Genomic DNA, 24,779 nt, shown 5'->3' on the forward strand with positions numbered 1-24,779 from the left:
AAAAATATATGACAAAAAAAAGGCGATTTTATTACCGAAATCGTTATCGACAAGTCTTAAGACAGTTATATTAAGGTATCACAATTATATATATTATAATTTCTTACTTATACTTTTATATAAAACACAAAAATAAGTCCGATTAACTGAAGGATTTACAAGTAATTCATTGAAATTATGATATTAATGTTACTCATTATGGTATTATTTTTTCAAATTTTATAACATAATTAAAATATTTCTTAAAAAAACTGGTAATTAAAGGCTATATTTTTTTTATTCTTACCAATTTTGTTAAAACCTTTTTTACCTATTATGGGTAAAAAAACATGCTTTTGTAACACCTAGCTTATATCTTAAATTTACTTATTTATCATTAATACCAGAACCAAACATGCCAAAAATTACTTTAAAAGTGATTGCAAAAACATTAGGAATTTCAACTGCTACTGTCTCTAAAGCTTTAAAAGATTATCCTGATATTAATAAAGAAACTAAACTAAAAGTTCAGAAATTAGCTAAAAGCTTAAACTATACACCTAACTCTTTTGCACAAAGTTTAAGAAGCAATGAATCGAAAATTATAGGCCTTTTAGTTCCAGATTTAGTACATTATTTTTTCTCAAGTATTATTAACGGTGTTATTAATGAAGCAGAAAAACATGGTTATTTGGTTATTGTTCTTCAATCTAACGAATCTTATGAAGATGAAATAAAACAGCTAAAACTACTTGTTGACAAAAACATTGATGGTATCTTACTATCTCTTTCTGACAAAACCATTAAATATGATCATATTCAAAATATTATTAATAATGGAATGCCTGTTGTTTTATTTGACAAAATTTCTCAGCTCATTGATTGCTCCAAAGTTATTATAGATGATAGAAAAGCTGCTTTTAACGCTACAGAATATCTAATAAAAACGGGATGTAAAACCATTGCCCACATTACAGGACCTTTAAAACCTAAAACGACTATTGATAGATATATGGGTTACAAAATGGCTCTTGAGAAATATAATATTCCTTTTGATAAATCTTTAGTTTACACAAGCGAAAATCTTTCTTATGAAGATGGTTATCATTTAACAAGCAACATTATAAATGAACATCCAAAAATTGATGGAATTTTTGCATTTATTGACCCTGTTGCAATTGGAGTACTTAATGGCTTAAAAGACATGAAAATAAAAGTACCTAAACAAGTATCTGTAATAGGGTTTAGTAATTGGTTTATGTGCAAAACCACCTCACCTACTTTAACTACTGTAAACCAACCAGCTTATGAAATTGGTGTAAAAGCCTTTGAGCTTCTTTTAGAGAATTTAAATGACATAAGAGAAGGAAAAACAATTACAACTAAAACCGTTCAAATTCCTACAAATCTGGTTTATAGAAATTCTACTAAAAAACTTACTGAATCATAATAGATTCAATATCGCTAGTTGAAATTTTAGGATTTGCACCATCTTTTGATGCCACCAAAGCTCCAACTGCGCAAGCATATTCTATAGAATTTTCAGAATTATTATTATTTAGTATTTCATTAATTAATGTTGCAAGAAAAGAATCGCCGGCGCCAACAGTATCTTTAACACTAACCTTATATCCCGAACTCTTAAAGAAATTATTATCTCTATAGAATATAGCACCATCTCCTCCTAATGTTACACAAATAAGTTCTGTTTTCGTTTTTTTTGAAATGAATTTAATATTATCCTCTAAAACATCCGATTTAAAATCAAAATATTCACAAATCTCTAATAATTCCTCATCATTAAACTTTATAAAATCAGCAACTTTCATAAGTTTATTTAAAAGCATCATGTTATAATGTGGTGCTCGTAAATTAACATCAAACACTTTAAATTTCGCAAAACTTAAAAGCTCAAAAAGTGTATTTTTTGAAACTTCATTTCTAGTGACTAGACTTCCAAAAATAAAGGCATCAGATTTTTTTACTATTTCTTTAGAAGACTCTTTTAATTCTATATAATCCCATGCACAAGGAAATTCAATATCATAAGATGCAGATCCTCCACTGTCTAATATAACCTTAACATAACTGGTTTTATATTGATTATTCACTTGAATTTCCTTAGTTGAAATTCCATTTTCTTTTACAAAGCTAATTACCTTTTCACCGTCAGAATCATTCCCAACACTACTAATCATAGTAACGTCATTACTAAAAGAACTTAATCTTAAAGCTACATTTAAAGGCGCACCACCAATTTTTTTATGGGTTGGAAAAACATCCCACAAAACTTCTCCAAAACAAACAACTTTAGACATATTAATTAAACTTAAATTCTTGAATTTTTAGATTTTCTATTTTAAATGTTTCATCTTTTGAAGATATTGAAAACAGTTCTAATGGGGATTTAGGAAAAAATAATTCAGTCATTACTATTTCACCATTATTATAAAAAACTTCTACCGATGTTTTATCTAAAAGAATTTGAACATTTAATTCTTCAAACGTTTCTGGCACTTTAGCTTTAGAAATATTGTATGCGAATTTTTCAGAAAAATCTACTTTTCCAGCTTTTTTTCTATTGATAAAAAACTCATTTTTTATATTATCTAAACCCAATGAAAGTGTATCTCCTTCTTTATTATAAAACAGTAAATTATAAACTTCGCTTTTTAAATCTTTCAATTCAAACTGAAGATTTAATTTAGCAAAATCAATATCAGATTCACTTAATAAGTCTTCAATTTTGTTACTTTTTATTGAATCTTTACTAATACTTTTTGTTGCGTAGCTATAGAGTTCATTAACAGGTGAATTTTGTAAACAAAAGGAGTTTCCTGTCTTTTTAAGTTTAAGTTCTCTAGCAACTGTCATAGAACTTCGCCATTTAAAAGTTGGCACCTCTTGGCCGTATTCCCAATTAGACATCCAACCTATGAATAGTTTTCTACCATCAGATTCTGGAATATTGGACCAGGTAACACCTGCATAATTATCTCGACCGTAATCTAACCAAATTGCATTTTCCTTTTTTAATTGATTAGAAAAATCTTCATCTAACTTAAATGTATTTCCATTAAAATCACCAACAAAATATTGTGTTGCACTACCTCCATTTGGTCCTCCAGGGTTAATACTTACTATTAAAACCCATTTAGTCTCTTCACCATTATTAACTTTTATTGGAAACAAATCTGGACATTCCCAAACACCTCCATGAGCACCAATATTTTCTCCAAAGTCTGACTTCAACTTCCATTCTTTTAAATTCAACGAACTGTAAAACATTATTTTATTTCCAGCTGCTAATGCCATAACCCATTTTTTATTTGAGTCATCCCAAACTACTTTTGGGTCTCTAAAATCTTTGATATCTGGGTTAGAAATTACAGGATTATTTTCATGTTTAGTCCAAGTCAAGCCTTCATCTAATGAATAGGCAATTGCTTGGCTTTGATAATTTATGTTACCTGCTTTTTCACTTTTAGCATCATGATAAGTGAATATGGCAACAATTGGTGAAACACCTTCTTTACCAAAACCTGAGGTATTATTTTTATCAACTATAGCGCTACCAGAAAAAATATAACCTAAATCATCTGGATATAACGCTATTTGTTGTTCTTCCCAAGTAATCATGTCTTTACTAATTGCATGTCCCCAATGCATCGGACCCCAAACATTTCCATCGGGATAATATTGAAAATACATGTGATATTTGCCATTTAAATAAAACATTCCATTAGGATCATTCATCCAATTAGCTTTTGGTGTAAAATGAAAATTAGGTCTATATAATGCTTCTTCTGTTTGCTTTTCTTGTAATACAACTAATTCTAAATTACTTTCCTTTTTATTTTCTTTACAACTTGTTGTCGTTGTAAAAATTGAAGCTATTAAAAAAAGAAATATTATATAGTAATGTTTTTTATTTTTCATCTCTTATTAGTTTTTTACTTAACTCTTCTAAAGACATTCCTTTTGTTTCAGGCATTATAAATAGAGCAAACAGAAGTTGCAATACCATCATACCTGCAAAAAAAGCAAAAATCGGCCAAGGGTTATCGTTAAATATTCCTTCTTTTTCATCTAAAAACAAAGGTGTTACTAATGTTATGATTGCTGCAAATACCCAATGCGTACCACAACCAAAAGAATTCCCCATTGCTCTAACTTTATTAGGGAAAATTTCTGAAATAAATACCCAGATAATTGCTCCTTGCCCTATAGCATGTGAAGCAACAAAAATGATGATGAAAGATAATAAAATAACAGCATCGGCTTCCGTTTTAAATGCCCAAGCTACAACAGATAGACTTATAATATAACCAATAGAACCAATTACAAGCAACTGTCTGCGCCCAAACTTATCAATTAAGCTCATGCCTACAATAGTAAAAATCAAATTAGCTAGTCCAACATAAACTGATGCTAAAAATGGGTTTTCTATACCTGCACGACCAAAAATTTCTGGAGCATAATAAAGCAGAAAATTTATTCCTGATAATTGATTAAAAAAAGCTACAAAAAAAGCAAGCATTAATGGAAAACTATATTTTTTAGAAAAAACAGTTTTAGTCTTTTTTTCTAAAACATTTATTTCTTCCTTAATTTCTGCAAGCTTTTTGGTTGCATCCTCATTTGTATGTGTCAATTTCAATACTGAAAGTGCTTCATCATCATCACCTTTTTTTAAGGCTAACCAACGTGGGCTTTTAGGAACACCTAATACTAATACACAGTAAATTACAGCAGGAACAACTTCTACACCAAGCATCCAACGCCAATCATTTGCCCCGTCAAACCCCTTTAACCAAAGATTAGAAAAATATGCTAACATAATTCCAAAAACGATATTAAATTGATAAAGCGCAACTAATTTACCTCTGTTTTTTGCGCTAGAAATCTCAGATATATACATGGGTGCGACTACTGAAGATGCACCAACACCCAAACCACCAATAAATCTAAAAAATGAAAACGAGTACTTATCCATAGCTAAAGCAGAACCTAAAGCTGATAATAAAAATAAAATTCCAATCCAGAAAAGCATTTTTTTACGTCCAAATTTATCTGCAGGAATACCGCCAAAAAGTGCTCCAAAAACAGTACCCCACAAAGCCATTGACATTATAAAAGTACCATGAAATAAAGGTGAAGTTTCCCATAATTGTTTAATAGGCTCATTGGCACCAGAAATAACTACGGTATCAAACCCAAACAAAAAACCGGCAACGGCTACTGTTAATGACCAGAATGTTGTTTTATTTTTCATATTTATTTTAGTTAGTTTAAATTGGTTGAGTAATTTACTTAAAATTAAAAAAACTCATTATTTATTGATTCATAAATAATCATTAATCAATCGAAATCGATTTCGGTATTTATCATATTCTGGTGAAAAAATAGTGATTTTTTATTTAACTACTTTTTAAGAAACTGTTCGTAATCTTTAGGTGTATCAATATCTTTTAAAATTTCAAAAGATTTTAATTCTGGTGTAATAATATTTTGTTGAGGATTATTTAATAATAATTTTGCTCCTTTATCTCCTTTAAGCTTTAAAAGATTATTAAAATTATTTGAAGGAAAAATAGCAGGCACACCTTTTTTGTTTTCGTAAGTAGAAGCTACAATTTTATTTTTATTGTTTTCATGAAGCTTAATAAGTTCATCTATATATTTTGAATCTACATGGGGCTGATCTGCAAGCATTATTAAAACAGCATCTATTTCTGTTTTTCCAGCAAGCAAATATTCAACTCCAACCACTATACTTGAACTCAAACCTTCTTTCCAGTTTGGATTGCGAATAAAAGTAACCTTATCTGTTTTAACTTCTTTTTGTATCGTTTCTAAGTTTGCTCCTAAAACACAATACACATTATTGGCTTTAGATTCTAGTGCATTTTTTATAGCAATTTGTAAAAAGGTTGAATTATTATAAGGCAGCAACTGTTTAATACGCCCCATTCTAGAAGCACTACCTGCAGCTAATATTAAAACTGCTATTTTTTTCAATTTTGAGAATGAATTTTACCCGAAATAGTATTTAAGTTAATAGGTTGTTTATTTCTTATAATGGATAAAATCTCTGAAAGAATGGATAATGCAATCTCTTCTGGTGTTATAGCGCCTAAATTTAATCCAGCTGGACTGTGAATACTTTCTAAATAAGCATCTTCAAAATCTGTAGTATAATCAAACAAGTCGTTTTGTAGCTGCTCACGCCTTTTTGCTGAACCTAAAACACCTATGTAAGGTAATTTACAATCTTTCAATTTTATAAGATATCTGAGATCTTGAGCATAATTATGCGTCATTAAAACTACAGCACATTCTTTATCTAAACTGCTTACAGTAAATGCTTCTGGTGTATTTGCTGTTACCGTTTTTGCTCCTAGAAAATCCTGAATTTGTTTTGGGTCTTTTATGGATGTAACAACATCTACTTCCCAACCTAAAAGAGATGCCATTTTACAAAGTTTTACTGCGTCATGTTCACCTCCAATTATTAGTAACTTAAAACATGGTGGAAGTGATTGAGAAAATATTTTTACATTTTTGTTTTGTGGAGTTACAGTATCATGGTTTTTAGAAAAAGGAAATAAATCATTTTTACCAAATGAAACTGTAGAGTAAAAATCGCCAACGCATTCATCTTCTTTTTTGTAATAAGAAGCTATGGTAAACTCATTTCTGTTTTCTAATGCTTGAAAGAATACTTTTTTAAATTCATTTGAAACCTCAAAAGGTTCTAATAAAATATATAAAACGCCTTCACATCCCAAACGGTAACGACCATCGTAAGTCATGATTTTAGATTGCCCAGTTTTAAAAACAGATTGTGCTCTACGCAAGACCTCATTTTCAACACAGCCTCCACTAACTGCTCCAACCATATTACCGTTACTTGAAAGTAACATACGAACTCCAGGACGCCTATAGGAAGAACCATCTAAATCAACAACCGTCGCTAGTACATTTTTAATATTAGAAGCTTGATTTAAAAGCGCAGCTTCAACTATTTGTTTTAATTCGTGGGTCATTCATCTAAGATAACAAAAACTCTATTAATTTTACTTATTCTATAAAAATTAAAAAGCCCATATAAATTAATTTATATGGGCTTTTAGATATACTATAAAGTTTTAACTAACTTTTTGTGTTTCTCTCATTCTTTCCAACATCATTAACTCATGTTGTATTTCTTCTTTTCTTTTATTGAATAATCTAACTTTTTCATCAATAATTTCTTGATTTTTAAGACGTCTTTGACGTCTTAACTCTTCCTTATCTAATTGCGCTTTTTGTTCTCTTTTCTGAACCATTTTTTCTCTAACTACAGATAAATAAGAATAGCCATACATACTTAAGAATAACAATGCAATAATACCTAATATTACATAACCGTTTTCCATACTTTTTATAATGAGGGGTTAATGGATTAATTTAAATTTTGCATTAAAAAGACTCCAATTTTTTAACACATTCACAATTAAATCATGAATATTAGTATAAAGATAAAAGAATTGATACCACTTATTATAATAAAAAAGATGAAGTACTAAAAAAAAAGATGAATGTACAATAGAGCCATAAAACCTTAATTTATTGACAATTTATATTTAGAAAAACTCTCTACTTATAGCTTTATTAAAAACCTTTGGATTTCCAATTAAGAAAGCCTCCTTCTAAATTATATATTTTTGTAAAACCAGCTTTTTGAAATTCAATAGCACTTTTAGCACTACGCCTTCCGGATCTACAGTATATAAAAATTGGTTGTTCTTTATCAAATTCATTAATATTTTTACTAAAATCATCTGAAAAAAAATCAACATTTACTGCATTTTGTATATGATTAACATCATATTCCTTTGGTGTTCTAACATCAATAAGCTGAACCGAATTATTCTTTAAAGCTGTTTGAAATTGTTCTGGCGAAAGATTCGTTAAATTTTTATTTGATGTAGCTTGTTTACAACTAAAAACCAACAAACTAATTATAAAATATGTGAATAACAAGTATGTTTTCATACTAAAATATTTAATCAAGATCTACTACATCACCTGTCCATTGTAACATACCACCTTCAAGATTATAGGCGTTTTCAAAACCAAGTTGTTCCATAATTTTACATGCTTGACCGCTTCTATTTCCCGAGCGACAATACACATAGTAATTTTTACTCTTATCTAAATCTTCAATTTCATTTATAAAATCCTGCCCTTTATATATATCGATTTGAATAGCATTTGGTATAATACCATCAGCTACTTCGGCATCTGTTCTTACATCTAATATTACAGCATTATCATCATTTGCAAGCTGCTCTTTCCATTCTTCTTGAGATAAATCTTCCATGTTTTTTTTTAATAATTATGTATTACAAAATTACTGTTTATTAAATTATAGACGAAAAAAAATCCGAAGTATTACACATCGGATTTTAAATACTACTTAGTTTTCTATTAATCATAGCTGCTATTAGTTTTAGCAACTTTTATAGAACAACCAATGGCTTTAGTTTCTTTTTCTTTTATATCTTCACCTTTTAGTAATGCATTTACAGCATCTTCCACATATTTTGTAGTTACTGCTGAAGCATCTTTATAATTATCATCTATTGCTCCAATATACTTAACTACATTGCCTTTTTTGGTTTTTTGTAACACAAACATATGTGGTGTTTTAGTTGCTCCATATTTAGGATAAACTGTTTGGTTCTTATCTATCAAGTAAGGAAATGTAAAACCTTTTTCGTTTGCTCTTTCTTTCATAGCATTTAAGTCATCATCAGGTTTTAAATTGGTATCGTTAGGCATTATAGCTATTACAGGATAACCTTTATCTGCATATTTTTTATCTAATGCGATAATTCTATCTTCATAAGCTACAGCAAAAGGGCAAGTATTGCATGTAAATGTTACAATATAACCTTTGGCATCTTTATAATCTGCTAAAGAAACCATTTTACCATCTATATTTTTAAGTGAAAAGTCTTCGGCTAAATCACCTATTTTATATCCATCAATTACAGTAGTTTTACTGATTGTAAAGGCGCTAATTAACAACACTAAACATGCTGCTGAAATTAATTTAAGTGTTTTTTTCATCGTAATTTAATTTAAAAATTGTTTTAATTCTGTTTCTAATTCATCATATGTGAAGGATTGCTCAAAAAATTTCTTGTTATCATTTTTATAAATAATAGTTGCTGGTATAGAACCAGACCAAGTTTCATCTACTTTAGGAATCCAAGTGTTCATATCTACATCATCTAAAGCAATAACTTTTGATGTTAACTTCTTTTCCTTAATAAAGGGTTTCAATTTGGTATCGTACAAATGTGGGAAGTCTAAACTCACCAAAATAACCTCAACATTTTTATTTTTATAATTTTCATTCAACTTTTCAAAATAAGGCAATTCTTTAACACAAGGCGCGCACCAAGTTGCCCAAAAATTAATTACATATATTTTGTCATCTTTTTTATTTAAAAATTTCTCAAAACCATTATAATTATAAACTTCTAAATCAATTTCACTTGAAACAACCTTTTTGCTTACTTCCTTTTTAATATTATTATCTGCAACTTTGTTTGTTTTGTTTTCGTTCTTACAACCTGCTATTGCTAATAATACAATAAATAACACTTTTAATTTCATAACGTTAAATTTAATTAATAGTTGACTGTATTTATAATAGTTTAACAAACTTTTATAGAAAAAATGATTTAAAGTTTTGGGTAATACTATTTTCATTTCTATATTTGATGAAACAAAAACAAAAAATGAATTCAATTTTAAATAAAACTTGGTGGTGTTGCTTTCGAAACTAATGTTCGTGAAGTAAAAACCTAGTATATTTAAAACTAAAAATATCCAAAAGGCTTGTCATTCACGACAAGCCTTTTTCTTTGTTCTGAAGTGATTCAGAGTGAAACAAAACAAAAAATAAATGAAGAAGTACAGCCTTTATACGCATCATAAAAGAATTTTAACAGATACTATCACGCCTGTTACTGTATATTATAAAATACGTGATAAATACCCTAATAGTATTCTCTTAGAAAGTGGTGATTATCACAGAAGTCATAAAAACTTTTCATACATCTGTTTTAACCCAATTGCTTCAATTAAAGTTGAAAACGAGGTGATTTCACAAACTTTTCCTGATGGCAGTTCAACATCATTAGATATTACTGAAGGCGTTAATGTTGCTGAAGAAATTCACCAATTCACAAAACGATTTGATGTCAAATCTGAAGAAAATTTCAAATTTATAAACAACGGTATTTTTGGTTACACTGCTTATGATGCTGTAAGGTATTTTGAAGATATTCAAATTAGCAAGAAAGATGATTCTGTTGTTATTCCTGATGTTTATTATGCCGTTTACAAAAACATTATTGCTATAAATCATTTTAAAAATGAGGCTTACATTTTTGCACACTGTTATGAAGACACAGAAAACAATATTCATGACATAGATAAGTTAATAAACATTCAAAATTTCGCGTCTTACAACTTTAATTCCAAAGGAGATATCACTTCTAACTTAACTGATGATGAATATAAAGAGCAAGTAGAATTAGCAAAAAAACACTGTGGTCGTGGAGATGTTTTTCAATTGGTGCTTTCAAAAAAATTCGCTCAAGAATTTACAGGAGATGATTTTAATGTATATCGTGCATTGCGAAGTATAAACCCATCACCATATTTATTTTATTTTGATTATGGCGATTTTAAAATCTTTGGAAGTTCGCCAGAAGCACAGCTTATTGTTACCGATGGTTTAGCCGAAATTCATCCTATTGCTGGTACTTTTAAACGTACAGGCGATGAACATAAAGATGAAATTTTAGCTGAAAAATTGAAAAAAGACGACAAAGAAAATGCAGAACATGTGATGCTAGTCGATTTGGCAAGAAACGATTTAAGTCGCCACGGAAGCCAAGTAAAAGTTGTTACCTACAGAGAAGTTCAGTTTTTCTCACATGTTATTCATTTGGTAAGTAAAGTTGTTGGGCAAAAACATAATTCGACTTCCACAATGCAGGTTGTTGCCGATACTTTTCCTGCTGGAACTTTAAGTGGCGCTCCAAAACATATGGCGATGCAACTTATTGAAAAATACGAAAAAACAAGTCGCGGATTTTACGGTGGTGCTATTGGTTTTATGGATTTTGAAGGCAATTTTAATCACGCCATTATGATTCGTACATTTTTAAGTAAAGACTATAAACTTAATTGGCAAGCTGGTGCTGGATTAGTATCAAAATCTAATCAAGAAAACGAATTACAAGAAGTTTACAATAAATTAGGAGCATTAACTAAAGCTATTAAATTAGCAGAAGACATATAAAATGAAGAAAGTATTAGTTATAGATAATTATGACAGTTTCACATACAATCTTGTCCATTATTTAGAAGATTTAAACTGCGATGTAACTGTTGTAAGAAACGACAAATTAGCTTTAGAGGATGTTGAACCTTTTGATAAAATTGTTTTATCTCCAGGACCTGGAATTCCAGATGAAGCAGGACTACTAAAAGCTATTATTAAAAAATATGCCCCAACAAAAAGCATTTTAGGTGTTTGTTTAGGGCAACAAGCTATTGGCGAAGTTTTTGGTGGTTCTCTTATAAATCTAGAAGATGTTTATCATGGTGTTGCAACTAATGTTACCATAAGTGTTGATGATGAGCCTATTTTTAATGGTTTAGAAAAAAACATAGAAGTTGGTCGTTATCATTCTTGGGTTGTAAATCCTGATTTACCAGAGAGTTTAGAAGCAACTTCTTTTGATGAAAACGGACAAATCATGTCTTTAAGACATAAAATATATGATGTAAAAGGTGTTCAATACCATCCAGAATCGGTTTTAACACCAGACGGAAAACAAATATTAAAGAATTGGATTAATAGTTAATTTATAATGAAATACATATTAAACAGACTTATAAATCACGAAACCATTTCAAGTGAGGAGGCAAAACAGGTTATAGTTAACATATCAAATGATATGTATAACCCAAGCCAAATAACATGCTTCCTATCTGTTTTCATGATGCGTAGCATAACTATTGAAGAATTACGAGGATTTAGAGACGCACTTTTAGAACTTTGTTTACCAATAAACCTCAACGACTTTAATGCTATAGATATAGTGGGTACTGGAGGTGATGGTAAAAACACTTTCAATATCTCCACGCTGTCATCTTTTATCACAGCAGGTGCTGGAGTTAACGTTTCCAAACATGGTAACTATGGTGTTTCATCAACTTCTGGATCATCTAATGTTATGGAACATTTAGGTGTAAAATTCTCCAATAACGAAGACTTTTTAAGACGTTGTTTAGACCAAGCAGGAATATGCATATTACATGCCCCTCTTTTTCACCCAGCAATGAAAAACGTTGCACCTATTCGTAGAGAATTAGGCGTTAAAACCTTTTTTAATATGTTGGGACCATTAGTTAATCCTTCATTTCCAAAAAACCATGTACTCGGTGTTTTTAATCTGGAGGTTTTACGACTATATAGTTTTTTATATCAAAACACAGCTAACAATTATAATATTGTTTATGCTTTAGATGGCTATGATGAAATTTCATTAACTGGGAAAGCAAAAATTATTTCCAATCATACTGAAAAATTGTTTTCACCAGAAGATTTAGGGGTTTCAAAAATTAAACAAGAAGCTATTTTTGGAGGAAATACTATCGAAGATGCAGCAAAAATATTTGTAGATATTATAAAAGGTAAAGGAACTGAAGCACAAAATAATGTCGTTTGTGCAAATGCAGGATTAGCCATTGCTACTTCAAAACAAATATCACACAAAGAAGGTTTTGAAATAGCTAAAGAATCCTTGTTTTCAGGGAAAGCAAAAGCGAGTTTAGATAAATTGATTGAATTAAGTAAATAGAAACGTCATGGTGAACTCGTTTCAGCATCGCACAAATTATGAGAATCTGAAACAAGTTCAGATTGACGAAATATGAATATATTAGATAAAATAACATTAGATAAACGTAAAGAAGTAGCCCTTCGAAAAAGTTTAATTCCTATTTCTCAATTAGAACAATCTGTTCTTTTTGAAAGACAAACCGTTTCACTTGCTAACAACTTACGAAATAGTACATCTGGAATTATCGCAGAACATAAACGTCGTTCGCCATCAAAATCTATAATCAATAACAATTTAAATGTTCAAGATGTAGCAAAAGGTTATGAAAATGCTGGTGTTTGTGGTATGTCGGTTTTAACAGATGGAAAATATTTTGGTGGTTCCTTAGACGATTTACTAACTGCCAGAGCAAGTTGTAATTTACCCTTGTTAAGAAAGGAATTCATTATTGACGAATACCAACTTATAGAAGCTAAAGCTTATGGAGCAGATGTTATTTTACTAATTGCAGCTATTTTAACTAGAGATGAAATCAAACAGTTTTCAGAATTTGCAAAAAGCTTAAATTTAGATGTACTTTTAGAAGTTCATAACGAAGAGGAATTAAATAAATCTATAATGCCTAGTTTAGATATGCTTGGGGTTAATAATAGAAATTTAAAAACTTTCGATGTTAGTTTAGAAACTAGCAAAACGTTAAGTTCTTTAATTCCAAATGATTTTGTAAAAGTTTCAGAAAGTGGCATTAGTAATATTGAAGCCATAAAAGAATTACAACCTTATGGTTATCAGGGTTTTTTAATTGGTGAAAACTTTATGAAAACTGATAATCCAGGAGAAAGTGCAACAGAATTTATTAAAACTTTGGAGCAATGAAACTGAAGATCTGCGGAATGAAATATCAAGAAAACATTGAGCAAGTTGCTGCATTGCAACCTGATTATCTCGGATTTATTTTCTATGAAAAATCCGCAAGACATTTTGACACTGTAATTCCTGAATTATCAAAATCAATAAAAAAAACAGGTGTTTTTGTTGATGCAGATTTGGAGTTTGTTATTAAAAAAATAAATACACATAATCTCCAAGCTGTTCAATTACATGGTAATGAATCACCTGAATATTGTGAAGCATTACGTCATGCTGAACTTGATTCAGCATCACATAAAAAAGATAAGAATCTGAAACAATTTCAGATTGACGAAAAACTAGAAATCATTAAAGTATTTTCAATAAAAAATGAATTCAATTTTGATGTTTTAAAACCTTATGAAAATGTTGTTGACTATTTCCTTTTTGACACTAAGGGAAAACTTCCCGGAGGAAATGGATATACTTTCGATTGGAATGTTTTAAATAATTACCCATCTACAAAACCATTCTTTTTAAGCGGTGGTATTGGAATTGAACAAACTTTAGATATTAAAAAATTCAAGAAAAGTAAGGCCTCTAAATATTGCTACGCCATTGATGTGAATAGTAAATTTGAAATTGAGCCTGGATTAAAAAATATAGAACTATTAAAAGAGTTTAAAAATAAACTGAGTAATAACAAAATGAATTACAACGTAAACGAAAAAGGATACTACGGAGAATTTGGAGGTGCATTCATTCCAGAAATGCTTTATCCAAACGTAGAAGAGTTGCGCCAAAATTATTTAAAAATAATGGCAGAACCCGATTTTAAAAAAGAGTTCGACCAACTTTTAAAAGATTATGTGGGACGCCCTTCTCCACTCTATTTTGCAAAACGCCTATCAGAAAAATATAATACTAAAATATATTTAAAGCGTGAAGATTTAAACCATACTGGTGCCCATAAAATAAACAACACTATTGGTCAAATTCTTATGGCAAAACGTCTAGGAAAAACTAGAATTATTGCTGAAACTGGTGCAGGACAACATGGTGTTGCCACAGCAACGGTTTGTGCCTTAATGGGACTTGAGTGTATTGTTTATATGGGCGAAATTGATATTGCACGACAAGCACCAAACGTTGCTAGAATGAAAATGCTTGGAGCAACTGTAGTTCCTGCTTTATCCGGAAGTAGAACTTTAAAAGATGCTACAAACGAAGCCATTCGCGATTGGATTAACAATCCTGTAAACACGCATTATATTATTGGTTCTGCTATTGGTCCGCATCCATATCCAGATATGGTAACGCGCTTTCAATCGGTTATTTCAGAAGAAATTAAATGGCAATTAAAAGAGCAAGAGGGACGAGAAAATCCAGATTATGTTGTTGCTTGTATTGGTGGAGGAAGTAATGCTGCGGGAACCTATTACCATTATTTACATGAAGAGGATGTCAATATAATAGCTGTAGAAGCTGCTGGATTAGGTATTGATTCTGGTGAAAGTGCTGCAACTTCGGTTTTAGGAAAAGAAGGTATTATACACGGTTGTAAAACCCTTTTAATGCAAACTAAAGACGGACAAATTACCGAGCCTTATTCTATTTCAGCTGGTTTGGATTACCCTGGTGTTGGCCCAATGCATGCACATTTATCAAAAACAGGACGTGCACAATTTATGTCTATAACAGATAGTGATGCTATGGCTGCTGGTTTAGAACTCTCGAAACTTGAAGGTATTATTCCGGCTATTGAAACGTCGCATGCACTAGCTATTTTCGAGCATAAAAAATTTAAACCAAATGATGTTGTGGTCGTGAGTTTATCTGGGCGTGGCGATAAAGATTTAAACACCTATATAGATTATTTTAAATTGTAATTTATGGGCGTTACCGCAAGGGTCGGGCTTTTCGCTATATCTTTTGCAAAAAAGCAAAAGGATGTCGCTTCAATCCCTAACGCAAAACCAAACGTCATGTTGAACTCGTTTCAGCATCACATAAAAATTAAATAATGAGAACCTGAAACAAGTTCAGGTTGACGAAAATAAATATTTAGTATGAATCGTATTCAAACAAAACTAAAAGAAGATAAAAAGCTTCTATCAATATATTTCACCGCTGGTTATCCAAGTATTAACGATACTGTTTCTATTATTCAAAATTTAGAAAAAAATGGCGTTAATATGATTGAAATCGGATTGCCATTTAGTGATCCTTTAGCAGATGGACCAACTATTCAAGCAAGTTCCACACAAGCTTTAAAAAACGGAATGACGACTGAGGTCTTATTCAATCAATTAAAAGACATCAGAAAAACAGTTTCTATTCCACTAATCATAATGGGATATTTTAACCCAATGCTTCAATACGGTGTAGAAGCTTTTTGTAAAAAATGTCAAGAAATAGGTATTGATGGTCTTATTATTCCAGACTTACCTGTGGATGTTTATCATGAAGAGTACCAAGCAATTTTTGAAAAATACGGGCTCATCAATGTGTTTTTAATTACACCACAAACAAGTGTAGAACGCATCAATTTTATAGATTCTATCTCAAACGGATTTATTTACATGGTAAGTAGTGCAAGTACAACGGGTGCACAATCTGGTTTTGGTGACGAGCAAACTAATTATTTTGAGCGCATTGACAAAATGAACTTAAACAACCCGCAAATTATAGGTTTTGGTATTAGTAACAACGAAACGTTTAGGCAAGCTACGCAATATGCAAAAGGTGCTATTATTGGCAGTGCTTTTGTAAAGCACGTATCTAATAAAGGTGTTAACAATATAAGTGATTTTGTAAAATCTATACTAAATTAAAACATAGGATAAAATGACACAACCGGAAAGAATTATAATAATTGGCGCCGGTTTTGCTGGTTTAAGACTTGCTCAGGATTTAATAAACCATCCAAACTACGAAGTATATCTTATAGACAAACAAAATTACCATCAATTTCAGCCGTTAATGTACCAAGTTGCTACGGCTAGACTTGAACCTGCAAGCATTTCTTTTCCGTTGCGGAAGGTTTTTCAAAAGGCAAAAAATGTAAGAATTCGTATTACTGAAGTTTCTCAAATTAATTTTGATGAACAATATGTAAGCACACCTATTGGTAATTTTAATTACAATCATTTAGTTATTTCAATAGGATGCACCACAAATTACTTTGGTAATAAGAACCTAAAGAAATTTGCTTATCCTATGAAAACTATTCCTGAAGCCATTCAGCTAAGAAATAGAATTTTACAAACTTTTGAAGATGCTTTAAATACTACAGATACAGAAAAACTTCAAACCTTATTAAATATTGTTATTGTTGGTGGCGGGCCAACTGGTGTAGAATTAGCTGGTGCTTTGGCAGAAATGAAACTTAACATTTTACCTAAAGATTACCCAGATAAAGACTTCTCTAAACTTACTATATATCTCTTAGAAGGTAGCCCACACACCTTAAGCCCAATGAGTGAGGGTTCACAAAAAATGTCGCAAAAGTATCTTGAGAAATTAGGTGTAAATGTAAAAACAAACACGATTGTTAGCGACTATGATGGCACCATAGTTACTCTAAATTCTGGTGAGCAAATAAACTCAAAAAACGTTATTTGGGCTGCTGGTGTAACTGGAAATATAATTAAAGGATTTCCTGAAAGTTGTATTACCAGAGGAAATAGATTAATTGTTAATCGATACAATGAAGTAGAAGGGTTAAAAAATATTTATGCTTTAGGCGATATTGCATCTATGGCAACACCAAACTATCCTAAAGGACATCCGCAAGTGGCGAGTGTAGCCTTACAACAAGCTTCGCTTTTGGCTAAAAATTTAACCAAATTAAGTCAAAATAACCCGCTTAAAGAATTTGAATATGCAGATAAAGGCTCTATGGCAACTATTGGAAAACGTAAAGCAGTTGTTGATTTGCCTAAATTTAGTTTTCAAGGACGTTTGGCTTGGTTTACTTGGATGTTTATTCATTTGATGCTTATTTTAAGCATCAAAAACAAACTACTCATTTTTATGAATTGGACAATTAGCTATTTTAATAATGATAGTACATTACGAATTATCATGAAACCAGCCGCTACAAAGGTTAAAACCAAAAAAGAATAATGCCTTTAAATATTGTTTTAATAGAACCTGAAATACCTAATAACACGGGAAATATTGGAAGACTAGCTTTAGCTTCTGGCTCTCATTTACATTTAGTAAAACCTTTTGGTTTTGAAATTAACGACACACGACTAAAACGTGCCGGTTTAGATTATTGGCAACATTTACCTGTTACTTATTATGAAAATATTGATGAATTTTTCAACATCAATAAAAATGAAAAAATGGCGTTTCTTTCCAGCCATGGCAAAAAAAATCATTGGGATATTCCTTTTGAAGATAATCTCTTTTTAATTTTTGGAAAAGAATCTGTAGGATTACCCAAAAATCTATTAGAAAAACATCCTAATTCACTTTTCAAGATTCCATTATATAGTGAACATGTAAGAAGCCTAAACCTTGCCAATGCGGTAAGCATTGTCATTTACGAAGGATTAAGACAGTTAGATATTTAAAGATATACTGAAACAGTCATAAACAACATTGTTACAATAGTTAGTATTATTAATAGTGGCATTACAAATTTCAACCATTTATCAAATCCAACTTTTACAATGGCTAACGAAGCTAAAATTAAACCTGTTGGATTTATAAAATTGAATAAGCCAATACCATATTGATAAGCACTTACAACAACTTCTCTACCAACACCCACGCCATCTGCAAGTGGTGACATTATAGGCATTGTTAAAACTGCCATACCAGAAGAAGACGGTATAAAAAAAGACAAACCTGCATATATAAAAGTCATCGCATTTGCAAATACGCCTTTATTCATACCATTTGTTAAATTACTAGAATAATAAAGCAATGTGTCACTTATTAATCCATCATCCATTAAAATAGTAACACCTCTTGCAATACCAATAATAAATGCAACACCTAATAACTCTGTAGCGCCTTTTACAAAAGTATCTACAAATTTCGTTTCATTCATTCTTACAATAAGACCTATTAAAATAGCTCCAACAAAAAATGTAGCCGTCATCTCTTCAAACCACCATTCTTCCATCGAAACGCCATAAATCATAACAACAAAACAAAGTGTAAATACAAATAAAACTAACTTTAGTTTAGTTGTTAGTTTTTGGTGTGAATTAGTTTTTAACATCAAAAACATGCTCTCTATTTCTTCCTTTTGATCATAAATTATTGATTTTGAAGGGTCTTTTTTTACTTTTTGTGCATATCTAATAATGTAAACAATACATATAGCCGTACAAATTACAAACATAAAAAGCCTCCCATAAAGACCTGTTGTCCAATTAATTCCTGCAGCATCTGAAGCAATAATAACGCTAAAAGGATTAACCGTTGAAGCCATCGTACCAATTGAAGAACCTACATAAATGGACGCTAATCCAACTAAAGCATCATATTTCGCAGCAATAAATACAGGAATAAGAATTGGGAAAAAGGCGATGGTTTCTTCAGCTAGACCAAATGTTGAACCACCAACAGCTACTAAAAATGTAACAAGAATAATGAGTAAAAATTCTCGTCCTTCTAAACTTTTAGATAGCCATATAATCCCACCTTCAAAAGCGCCTGTTTTATTTACCACACCAATAAGTCCGCCAATAAAAAGTACCAAAATAATAATATCTGCACCCTCAATAATGCCTTTAATTGGAGACATTACAAATTCTTTTACGCCTTGTGGATTTGCTTCTAACTTTTTATAAGTGTTTGGAATACTGATGGGTTTCCATATATCTCCATTAGTAAATTTATCTAACGGAATTTTAATTTGAAGTTCATTTAATGAGGCTTGTGAAGCTTCAATAGTTGTTGTTTTACCTTCACTATTAATAGTAAAACTGTTATCCTCTTTATTATATTTTAATGTATCAAACTTACCTGAAGGCACTACCCAAGTTAGCAAAGCCACAAAACCAGCAATAATTAATAGTACAGTTTGAGCTGAGGGAAATTTCAATTTCTTCATTAATTATTATTTAAATATTTTATCTAAAAACTTAAAAACTAAATCGTAATTTTCTTGAGTTTCAAATTCTGGTCCGCCATGTGCACCTTCATAAATGACTTTGAAAAACACATCTAAATTATGTTTCTTATATTCATTTTCTAACTCATGCGATTGATTAATTGGCACTTGCTGATCTTTATTACCATGCATAATTAATAATGGAGGATCTGTTTCATCTACATGATAAACTGGACTTGCCAATTTTGCTAATTCAGGTTTATTTTCTGGTAAATCACCTAATAACTTCTTTAGTGCTGGCACACGAACATTCATACCATATGGTGTAGATTGATTTAAAATGGTCATAAAATTTGTTGGTCCGTAAAAATCAAGAATACCTTGAACTGACGATGATTCGTTTAAATAATCACCAACCGTTCCTTCTAATTCTGGAAGATTGTTTGTGGTTCCAACTAACGCCACTAAATGTCCCCCAGCTGATGAACCTGCAATAACAATCTTTTCAGCATTATATTTATATTCTGAAGCTTTGGCTCGCAAAAACCGAATAGCTGCTTTAATATCGAATACTTGTGCAGGGAATTGTGCTTTGGTTGCTAACCTATAATTAACACTTGCTAAAGCATATCCTTTTTCAACTAACTTAACTGGCGGATTTTCTTTATCACCACCAACCCATGCACCGCCATGAACCCAAATAAGAAGATTTGGGTTTTCCACAGCATTTGGTAGGTAAATATCTAATAATAATTTTGTGCCGTTTATTTGTGCGTATTCAACATCTTTAAAAATCTTTATACTATTTTGAGAATTACAGCTTACTACAAAAACTGGTATAAATAGTAAAATAATTAAACGCCTCATAGTGAACAAATTGTTTCCTAAATTAGGAATTAATAATAACTTCTTTTAATTATTAATAAAGATAATCGCTATTTTTAGTCGCTATATTAAAAGTCTAAGCAATATTATTCAACACAGACTTAAATATTCACTAAACTAATTATAATGAAATTCAAATTCAGCCTATTATTCATAATTATGCTATTAACTTCTTGTTTAGAAAAAACTAAAGATACAGTTGAAAATACTCAAACAGCTTTTGAAACTAATCTTTGGTTAGATTATAGCAAAGCGTCTGCACAATTTAAATTATGGTCTCCAACTGCCGAAAAAGTAAAATTAAACCTTTATAAAAATGGTTTTGATGGAGCACCTTATGAAACTCATGAATTAAGTCCTTCAGCAAACAAAATATGGTCTAAACAATTAGATGGGGATTTAGCAGGCGTTTATTACACCTATCAAATTATGATTGATAATAAATGGTTTGAAGAAACTCCTGGTATTTATGCGCAAGCCGTTGGTGTTAATGGAAAAAGAGCTATGGTTTTAGATTTAGGAAGTACAAACCCTAGTAATTGGAATAATGACAAAGGCCCAACTTTAAAATACCCAAACGAAGCCATTGTTTATGAATTGCATATAAGAGATATGACTATTCATCCGCAATCTGGTTCTAGTATGCCCGGGAAATATTTAGGTTTGGTTGAAGAAGGCACAAAAGGTCCTAATGGAATTGCCACTGGAATTGATCATTTAAAAGAAATGGGCATTACGCATGTGCATTTACTACCAACTTACGACCATTATTCCATTGATGAAACCAAATTAGACACTCCTCAATTTAACTGGGGTTACGATCCGCAAAACTATAATGTTCCAGAAGGTTCTTTTTCTTCAAATCCTTATGATGCCGAAGTGAGAATTAAAGAATTTAAAACCATGATTAAAACCTTTCACGATAACGGTATTGGGGTTATTTTAGATGTGGTTTATAATCATACAGGTAGAACTAAAAACTCAAACTTTAATTTAGAAGCACCAGATTATTATTATAGATTTTGGAAAGATGGTAAACAATCTGATGCTTCGGCTTGTGGTAACGAAACCGCTTCAGAAAAAGAAATGATGCGTAAATTCATCACAGAATCTGTTTCCTATTGGGCTAAAGAATATCATTTAGATGGTTTTCGTTTCGATTTAATGGGCATACATGATATTACAACTATGAATGAAGTGGCCAATGTTGTAAAAAAAGTTAATCCTAACGCTTTTATTTATGGTGAAGGATGGACTGCTGGAGATTCACCATTATCATTTGATGAAAGAGCTTTAAAGCAAAACATAACCAAAATGCCACAAATTACGGCTTTTAGTGATGATATTAGAGACGGACTGAAAGGCTCTGTTTTTGATGAAAAAAGCACAGGTTTTGTTAGTGGCGTAAAAAATACAGAAGAATCGGTTAAATTTGGAATTGTTGGCGCTATTCAACATCCTCAAATAGATTACAAAGCTGTTAATTATTCGAAAGAACCTTGGACAAGCGAACCTTGGCAATCTATGTCTTACGTGTCTTGTCATGACAATCACACTATTTATGATAAGTTAAAAATATCAAAAAAAGATGCTGATGAAGCCACAATTATAGCCATGGACAAACTTGCCAATGCTGTTGTTATGACCTCGCAAGGTGTTGCTTTTATACATGCTGGCGCAGAAATGTTGAGAAACAAAAAAGGAGAACATAACTCTTATAATTTACCCGATAGCATTAACCAAATAGATTGGAATTGGAAAGCAAAAAATGCAAATGTTGTAGCGTATTACAAAAACCTCATCGCCTTACGTAAAGCGCATCCTGCGTTTAGAATGGCGTCTGCTAATGATGTTAGAAACAATCTTGAATTTAAAACCATTGAAAACGGATTAATAAGTTATCAAATAAGTAACCACGCTAATAATGATATTTGGAAAGATGTTCTAGTAATTTATAATGCCAAAACAACACCTTTTAATTACAAATTAGATAATGAATGGCAACTTGCGGTTATTGGTGATGATTTTTATTTAGAAGAAGGAAAAACCATAAATCAATTGGTTAAAGTCCCTGCTATTTCTATGTTAATTGCTTATAAAAAATAAGCTTATAAACATGTTTATAGTGATTTAAATTTTAAAAAAATAAGCTACCTTCGTTTTATATTGAATATAAACCACTTATACTGAATTTGTTTCAATATTAAAACAGATTGATATTCTTCAGAACATTGTAGCTAATAACAAAAGATAAAATTGTTTCATAATGGCAAATATTAATGATTACAAAATAATAGGAAAAAAGAGTTCAAAATACTTTGAGCTTCTTGCAAAAGAACTTGAATTTGATTATTCCAATATTGATAGCAAGCAACTTGAAAGATTAGGTTTTTATTTATTTATAATAGAGCATTTGACTCCTTTAAATGATATATTAGATATTACAGATATAGTTTCAGACACAGAATTTAATTCAATTTTATTCAACGAAAAATTTGATGATTTTGGAATTGATGCTATAACTATAAATGAAGAAGAAAATCATATACAATTATTCAACTTTAAATACAGAAATAAATTTAGTGTTGGTAAACAAAGCTTAAATGAAACAATTCTTTCTTCAAAATTCATCAATGCTTTAATAACAGAAAATTTAACAAAATTAGAAGGAAAGACTAAAAGAGGAGCAAAAAAAATCTTAGAAAAACTTAACAGTAATGACGAATATAGAATATCACTTTATGTAGTAAGTAATGAAGATATTGAAATTAAAAACAAAGATCATCATTTAGAACAATTAGAAAACACATATGGATTAGAAATAGTTACGATTGGACTAGAACAAATTAGTCAATTCGTTTCACTTCGCCCAAGTCCAATTCATTCTGAATTAATTGTAGATAATGATGCTATTATGTCTTTTTCAGAAAGTTCTATATCTTCTTCAAAATCATACATTTTAAGACTTCCATTATCAGAAGTAATTAGAATAACTTGTAATGAAATTGAATTGAGAGCAAATTACGCCATTGAAGACTTAACACCGCTTAGTAATGTCAATATAGATTATTCTGTTCTTTTTGACAACGTAAGAGGTCTTGTAGTTAAATCAAAATATAATGAAAACATATATCATAGTCTAAAAAATGATCCATCAAAGTTTTTCATGTATAATAATGGGCTGACGCTTACTGCAAATGATATACGAGCTGAATCTGTTAATGCTAATAAAAAAGTTAAACTTTCTTTAGATTCTATTCAAGTATTGAATGGTGGACAATCACTAAGAACAATTCATTCATTTAATAGTAGTGATTCAAAGCATTTAGAAGACTACTTATCAAATAGTGAGATTTTGGTTAGGATATTTAAAACTTCAAAAGATTCAGAATTAAATAACAAAATCGCTGAATACACAAACAGTCAAAATTCTATTTCAAACGTTGACCTTAAATCACTTAGAAGTGAACAACTTCAAATCGAACAATATTTAGATGAACACAATATAATTTATTCGAGAAAAACAGGAGATACAGGTCTTGATAATTCAAAAAATTACAGACATAAGATAAGTATGGAAAGGTTTGGTCAAATACTAATGTCCTTGAGAGGAATGCCTGAAAGAGCTACAAATCAAAAGAAATCAATTTTCGATAAATATTATAATGATTTATTTTTAAGTAATAAATTCTCTCTTGAAGAATGTCCTAAATTGGTTGAAGACTATTTTAATATAAAAAAAGAATATGAAAAAGTAAAATCTTCAATTGAATCTAGTGAGCAAAAAGTATTCTATATCTTATATTTACAATCAAAATTAGAAGAACCTATAATCGACTTAATCAATACTCTTGAAAAAATAATTCAGGAATACATACCAACTTCAGGTAAGACTTTAACTGCTGCCAGAAAATTAATTCAACTGAACTTTAAAACATTCTTAGACAGCCAAGTACTTCCCACAACAAATTGAAAATCAATATAGTGGAATTTTTATATTACCAAAATCCTCCTATATTTACTTTTTTAATTTTTTTTGCTAAACTAGATATTTAACCACTTTATTAAAC

Annotated in this window: 23 protein-coding genes and 1 pseudogene; 12 read left to right on the plus strand and 12 right to left on the minus strand. The window is 30.4% G+C overall.

All coding sequences use genetic code 11. The features are described 5' to 3' along the window. Positions 1–394 precede the first annotated feature (394 nt). Entirely contained in the window at positions 395–1,429 is a 1,035-nt protein-coding gene (locus BT151_RS11275; protein ID WP_072402202.1) for a LacI family DNA-binding transcriptional regulator, read from the plus strand. Here BT151_RS11275 and BT151_RS11280 read toward each other — a convergent pair. From BT151_RS11280 to BT151_RS11325, 10 genes are all read right to left on the minus strand, one after another. Beyond that, positions 1,416–2,297 carry a carbohydrate kinase family protein gene (locus BT151_RS11280; protein ID WP_072402203.1) on the minus strand — a complete coding sequence of 294 codons (882 nt, stop codon included), beginning with the start codon at positions 2,295–2,297 and terminating at the stop codon, positions 1,416–1,418. The two genes, BT151_RS11275 and BT151_RS11280, sit on opposite strands and share 14 nt — an antisense overlap. A 1-nt stretch (position 2,298) precedes the next feature. Continuing rightward, positions 2,299–3,918, minus strand: a complete 1,620-nt coding sequence (locus tag BT151_RS11285; protein WP_072402204.1) for a glycoside hydrolase family 32 protein — start codon at positions 3,916–3,918, stop codon at positions 2,299–2,301. Then, the gene (locus tag BT151_RS11290; protein ID WP_072402205.1) at positions 3,908–5,254 is read right to left on the minus strand and encodes a sugar porter family MFS transporter; all 1,347 of its coding nucleotides are present in this window, start codon (positions 5,252–5,254) and stop codon (positions 3,908–3,910) included. The genes BT151_RS11285 and BT151_RS11290 overlap by 11 nt, the downstream gene beginning before the upstream one ends. A 149-nt stretch (positions 5,255–5,403) precedes the next feature. Then, positions 5,404–6,000 (minus strand): nucleotidyltransferase family protein, encoded by a 597-nt coding sequence (locus tag BT151_RS11295; protein WP_072402206.1) that lies wholly within the window; start codon positions 5,998–6,000, stop codon positions 5,404–5,406. Further along, on the minus strand, positions 5,997–7,028 hold the full coding sequence (locus tag BT151_RS11300) for an XdhC family protein (protein WP_072402207.1): 1,032 nt from the start codon (positions 7,026–7,028) through the stop codon (positions 5,997–5,999). The genes BT151_RS11295 and BT151_RS11300 overlap by 4 nt, the downstream gene beginning before the upstream one ends. 102 nt (positions 7,029–7,130) lie before the next feature. Further along, on the minus strand, positions 7,131–7,400 hold the full coding sequence (locus tag BT151_RS11305) for a hypothetical protein (protein WP_072402209.1): 270 nt from the start codon (positions 7,398–7,400) through the stop codon (positions 7,131–7,133). A 235-nt stretch (positions 7,401–7,635) separates the two neighbouring features. Continuing rightward, positions 7,636–8,019 carry a rhodanese-like domain-containing protein gene (locus BT151_RS11310; protein ID WP_084647928.1) on the minus strand — a complete coding sequence of 128 codons (384 nt, stop codon included), beginning with the start codon at positions 8,017–8,019 and terminating at the stop codon, positions 7,636–7,638. A gap of 10 nt (positions 8,020–8,029) precedes the next feature. Further along, the gene (locus BT151_RS11315) at positions 8,030–8,347 is read right to left on the minus strand and encodes a rhodanese-like domain-containing protein (protein WP_072402211.1); all 318 of its coding nucleotides are present in this window, start codon (positions 8,345–8,347) and stop codon (positions 8,030–8,032) included. Between the two features lie 107 nt (positions 8,348–8,454). Then, positions 8,455–9,099 carry a thioredoxin family protein gene (locus BT151_RS11320; RefSeq protein ID WP_072402213.1) on the minus strand — a complete coding sequence of 215 codons (645 nt, stop codon included), beginning with the start codon at positions 9,097–9,099 and terminating at the stop codon, positions 8,455–8,457. Positions 9,100–9,105: 6 nt separating this feature from the next. Continuing rightward, the gene (locus BT151_RS11325) at positions 9,106–9,651 is read right to left on the minus strand and encodes a TlpA disulfide reductase family protein (protein WP_072402647.1); all 546 of its coding nucleotides are present in this window, start codon (positions 9,649–9,651) and stop codon (positions 9,106–9,108) included. A 292-nt stretch (positions 9,652–9,943) separates the two neighbouring features. Here BT151_RS11325 and BT151_RS11330 point away from each other — a divergent pair, with 292 nt between their 5' ends. The 9 genes and pseudogenes from BT151_RS11330 (at position 9,944) to BT151_RS11365 (ending at position 18,331) form a co-directional block, all read left to right on the plus strand. Continuing rightward, complete coding sequence (locus tag BT151_RS11330; RefSeq protein WP_072402215.1) at positions 9,944–11,350, plus strand: anthranilate synthase component I family protein; 1,407 nt, start codon at positions 9,944–9,946, stop codon at positions 11,348–11,350. A gap of 1 nt (position 11,351) precedes the next feature. Continuing rightward, the gene (locus BT151_RS11335; RefSeq protein WP_072402217.1) at positions 11,352–11,918 is read left to right on the plus strand and encodes an anthranilate synthase component II; all 567 of its coding nucleotides are present in this window, start codon (positions 11,352–11,354) and stop codon (positions 11,916–11,918) included. Between the two features lie 6 nt (positions 11,919–11,924). After that, complete coding sequence (gene trpD / locus BT151_RS11340; protein ID WP_072402219.1) at positions 11,925–12,917, plus strand: anthranilate phosphoribosyltransferase; 993 nt, start codon at positions 11,925–11,927, stop codon at positions 12,915–12,917. 72 nt (positions 12,918–12,989) lie between these two features. After that, positions 12,990–13,775, plus strand: coding sequence for an indole-3-glycerol phosphate synthase TrpC (trpC, locus tag BT151_RS11345; protein WP_072402221.1), 786 nt, complete (start codon positions 12,990–12,992; stop codon positions 13,773–13,775). Positions 13,776–13,792: 17 nt separating this feature from the next. After that, positions 13,793–14,422 (plus strand): annotated as a pseudogene (locus BT151_RS18930) (phosphoribosylanthranilate isomerase); the annotation flags it as partial. Between the two features lie 33 nt (positions 14,423–14,455). Continuing rightward, entirely contained in the window at positions 14,456–15,637 is a 1,182-nt protein-coding gene (gene trpB, locus BT151_RS18935) for a tryptophan synthase subunit beta (RefSeq protein WP_317041237.1), read from the plus strand. Between the two features lie 180 nt (positions 15,638–15,817). Then, positions 15,818–16,582, plus strand: a complete 765-nt coding sequence (gene trpA, locus BT151_RS11355) for a tryptophan synthase subunit alpha (protein WP_072402225.1) — start codon at positions 15,818–15,820, stop codon at positions 16,580–16,582. 13 nt (positions 16,583–16,595) lie between these two features. Continuing rightward, positions 16,596–17,876 (plus strand): NAD(P)/FAD-dependent oxidoreductase, encoded by a 1,281-nt coding sequence (locus BT151_RS11360; RefSeq protein ID WP_072402227.1) that lies wholly within the window; start codon positions 16,596–16,598, stop codon positions 17,874–17,876. Then, positions 17,876–18,331, plus strand: a complete 456-nt coding sequence (locus BT151_RS11365; RefSeq protein ID WP_072402229.1) for a tRNA (cytidine(34)-2'-O)-methyltransferase — start codon at positions 17,876–17,878, stop codon at positions 18,329–18,331. The genes BT151_RS11360 and BT151_RS11365 overlap by 1 nt, the downstream gene beginning before the upstream one ends. On the opposite strand, the gene BT151_RS11370 is transcribed toward BT151_RS11365, so the two are convergent. Next, positions 18,328–19,824 carry a YfcC family protein gene (locus tag BT151_RS11370; protein ID WP_072402231.1) on the minus strand — a complete coding sequence of 499 codons (1,497 nt, stop codon included), beginning with the start codon at positions 19,822–19,824 and terminating at the stop codon, positions 18,328–18,330. The genes BT151_RS11365 and BT151_RS11370 overlap by 4 nt on opposite strands. Positions 19,825–19,830: 6 nt before the next feature. Beyond that, positions 19,831–20,691, minus strand: coding sequence for an alpha/beta hydrolase (locus BT151_RS11375; protein ID WP_072402233.1), 861 nt, complete (start codon positions 20,689–20,691; stop codon positions 19,831–19,833). Positions 20,692–20,835: 144 nt separating this feature from the next. Between BT151_RS11375 and pulA the strand changes: the two genes are divergently transcribed. Both pulA and BT151_RS11385 read left to right on the plus strand, forming a co-directional pair. Continuing rightward, positions 20,836–22,815, plus strand: coding sequence for a type I pullulanase (gene pulA / locus BT151_RS11380; protein WP_084647929.1), 1,980 nt, complete (start codon positions 20,836–20,838; stop codon positions 22,813–22,815). Between the two features lie 160 nt (positions 22,816–22,975). Continuing rightward, positions 22,976–24,682 carry an AIPR family protein gene (locus BT151_RS11385; RefSeq protein ID WP_072402236.1) on the plus strand — a complete coding sequence of 569 codons (1,707 nt, stop codon included), beginning with the start codon at positions 22,976–22,978 and terminating at the stop codon, positions 24,680–24,682. Positions 24,683–24,779: the final 97 nt, after the last annotated feature.

Source organism: Flaviramulus basaltis, assembly GCF_900114265.1.
GTDB classification, from domain to species: Bacteria; Bacteroidota; Bacteroidia; order Flavobacteriales; family Flavobacteriaceae; genus Flaviramulus; species Flaviramulus basaltis.

Bases quoted from the DNA above. Each gene is read 5' to 3' on its own strand.
- BT151_RS11325 (WP_072402647.1), bottom strand. From the start codon at position 9,651: ATGAAATTAAAAGTGTTATTTATTGTATTATTAGCAATAGCAGGTTGT.
- pulA (WP_084647929.1), top strand. From the start codon at position 20,836: ATGAAATTCAAATTCAGCCTATTATTCATAATTATGCTATTAACTTCT.
- BT151_RS11385 (WP_072402236.1), top strand. From the start codon at position 22,976: ATGGCAAATATTAATGATTACAAAATAATAGGAAAAAAGAGTTCAAAA.
- BT151_RS11275 (WP_072402202.1), top strand. From the start codon at position 395: ATGCCAAAAATTACTTTAAAAGTGATTGCAAAAACATTAGGAATTTCA.
- BT151_RS11360 (WP_072402227.1), top strand. From the start codon at position 16,596: ATGACACAACCGGAAAGAATTATAATAATTGGCGCCGGTTTTGCTGGT.
- BT151_RS11290 (WP_072402205.1), bottom strand. From the start codon at position 5,254: ATGAAAAATAAAACAACATTCTGGTCATTAACAGTAGCCGTTGCCGGT.
- BT151_RS11335 (WP_072402217.1), top strand. From the start codon at position 11,352: ATGAAGAAAGTATTAGTTATAGATAATTATGACAGTTTCACATACAAT.
- BT151_RS11330 (WP_072402215.1), top strand. From the start codon at position 9,944: ATGAAGAAGTACAGCCTTTATACGCATCATAAAAGAATTTTAACAGAT.
- BT151_RS11300 (WP_072402207.1), bottom strand. From the start codon at position 7,028: ATGACCCACGAATTAAAACAAATAGTTGAAGCTGCGCTTTTAAATCAA.
- BT151_RS11305 (WP_072402209.1), bottom strand. From the start codon at position 7,400: ATGGAAAACGGTTATGTAATATTAGGTATTATTGCATTGTTATTCTTA.
- BT151_RS11280 (WP_072402203.1), bottom strand. From the start codon at position 2,297: ATGTCTAAAGTTGTTTGTTTTGGAGAAGTTTTGTGGGATGTTTTTCCA.
- trpA (WP_072402225.1), top strand. From the start codon at position 15,818: ATGAATCGTATTCAAACAAAACTAAAAGAAGATAAAAAGCTTCTATCA.
- trpC (WP_072402221.1), top strand. From the start codon at position 12,990: ATGAATATATTAGATAAAATAACATTAGATAAACGTAAAGAAGTAGCC.
- BT151_RS11365 (WP_072402229.1), top strand. From the start codon at position 17,876: ATGCCTTTAAATATTGTTTTAATAGAACCTGAAATACCTAATAACACG.
- BT151_RS11370 (WP_072402231.1), bottom strand. From the start codon at position 19,824: ATGAAGAAATTGAAATTTCCCTCAGCTCAAACTGTACTATTAATTATT.
- trpD (WP_072402219.1), top strand. From the start codon at position 11,925: ATGAAATACATATTAAACAGACTTATAAATCACGAAACCATTTCAAGT.
- trpB (WP_317041237.1), top strand. From the start codon at position 14,456: ATGAATTACAACGTAAACGAAAAAGGATACTACGGAGAATTTGGAGGT.
- BT151_RS11315 (WP_072402211.1), bottom strand. From the start codon at position 8,347: ATGGAAGATTTATCTCAAGAAGAATGGAAAGAGCAGCTTGCAAATGAT.
- BT151_RS11310 (WP_084647928.1), bottom strand. From the start codon at position 8,019: ATGAAAACATACTTGTTATTCACATATTTTATAATTAGTTTGTTGGTT.
- BT151_RS11375 (WP_072402233.1), bottom strand. From the start codon at position 20,691: ATGAGGCGTTTAATTATTTTACTATTTATACCAGTTTTTGTAGTAAGC.
- BT151_RS11285 (WP_072402204.1), bottom strand. From the start codon at position 3,918: ATGAAAAATAAAAAACATTACTATATAATATTTCTTTTTTTAATAGCT.
- BT151_RS11320 (WP_072402213.1), bottom strand. From the start codon at position 9,099: ATGAAAAAAACACTTAAATTAATTTCAGCAGCATGTTTAGTGTTGTTA.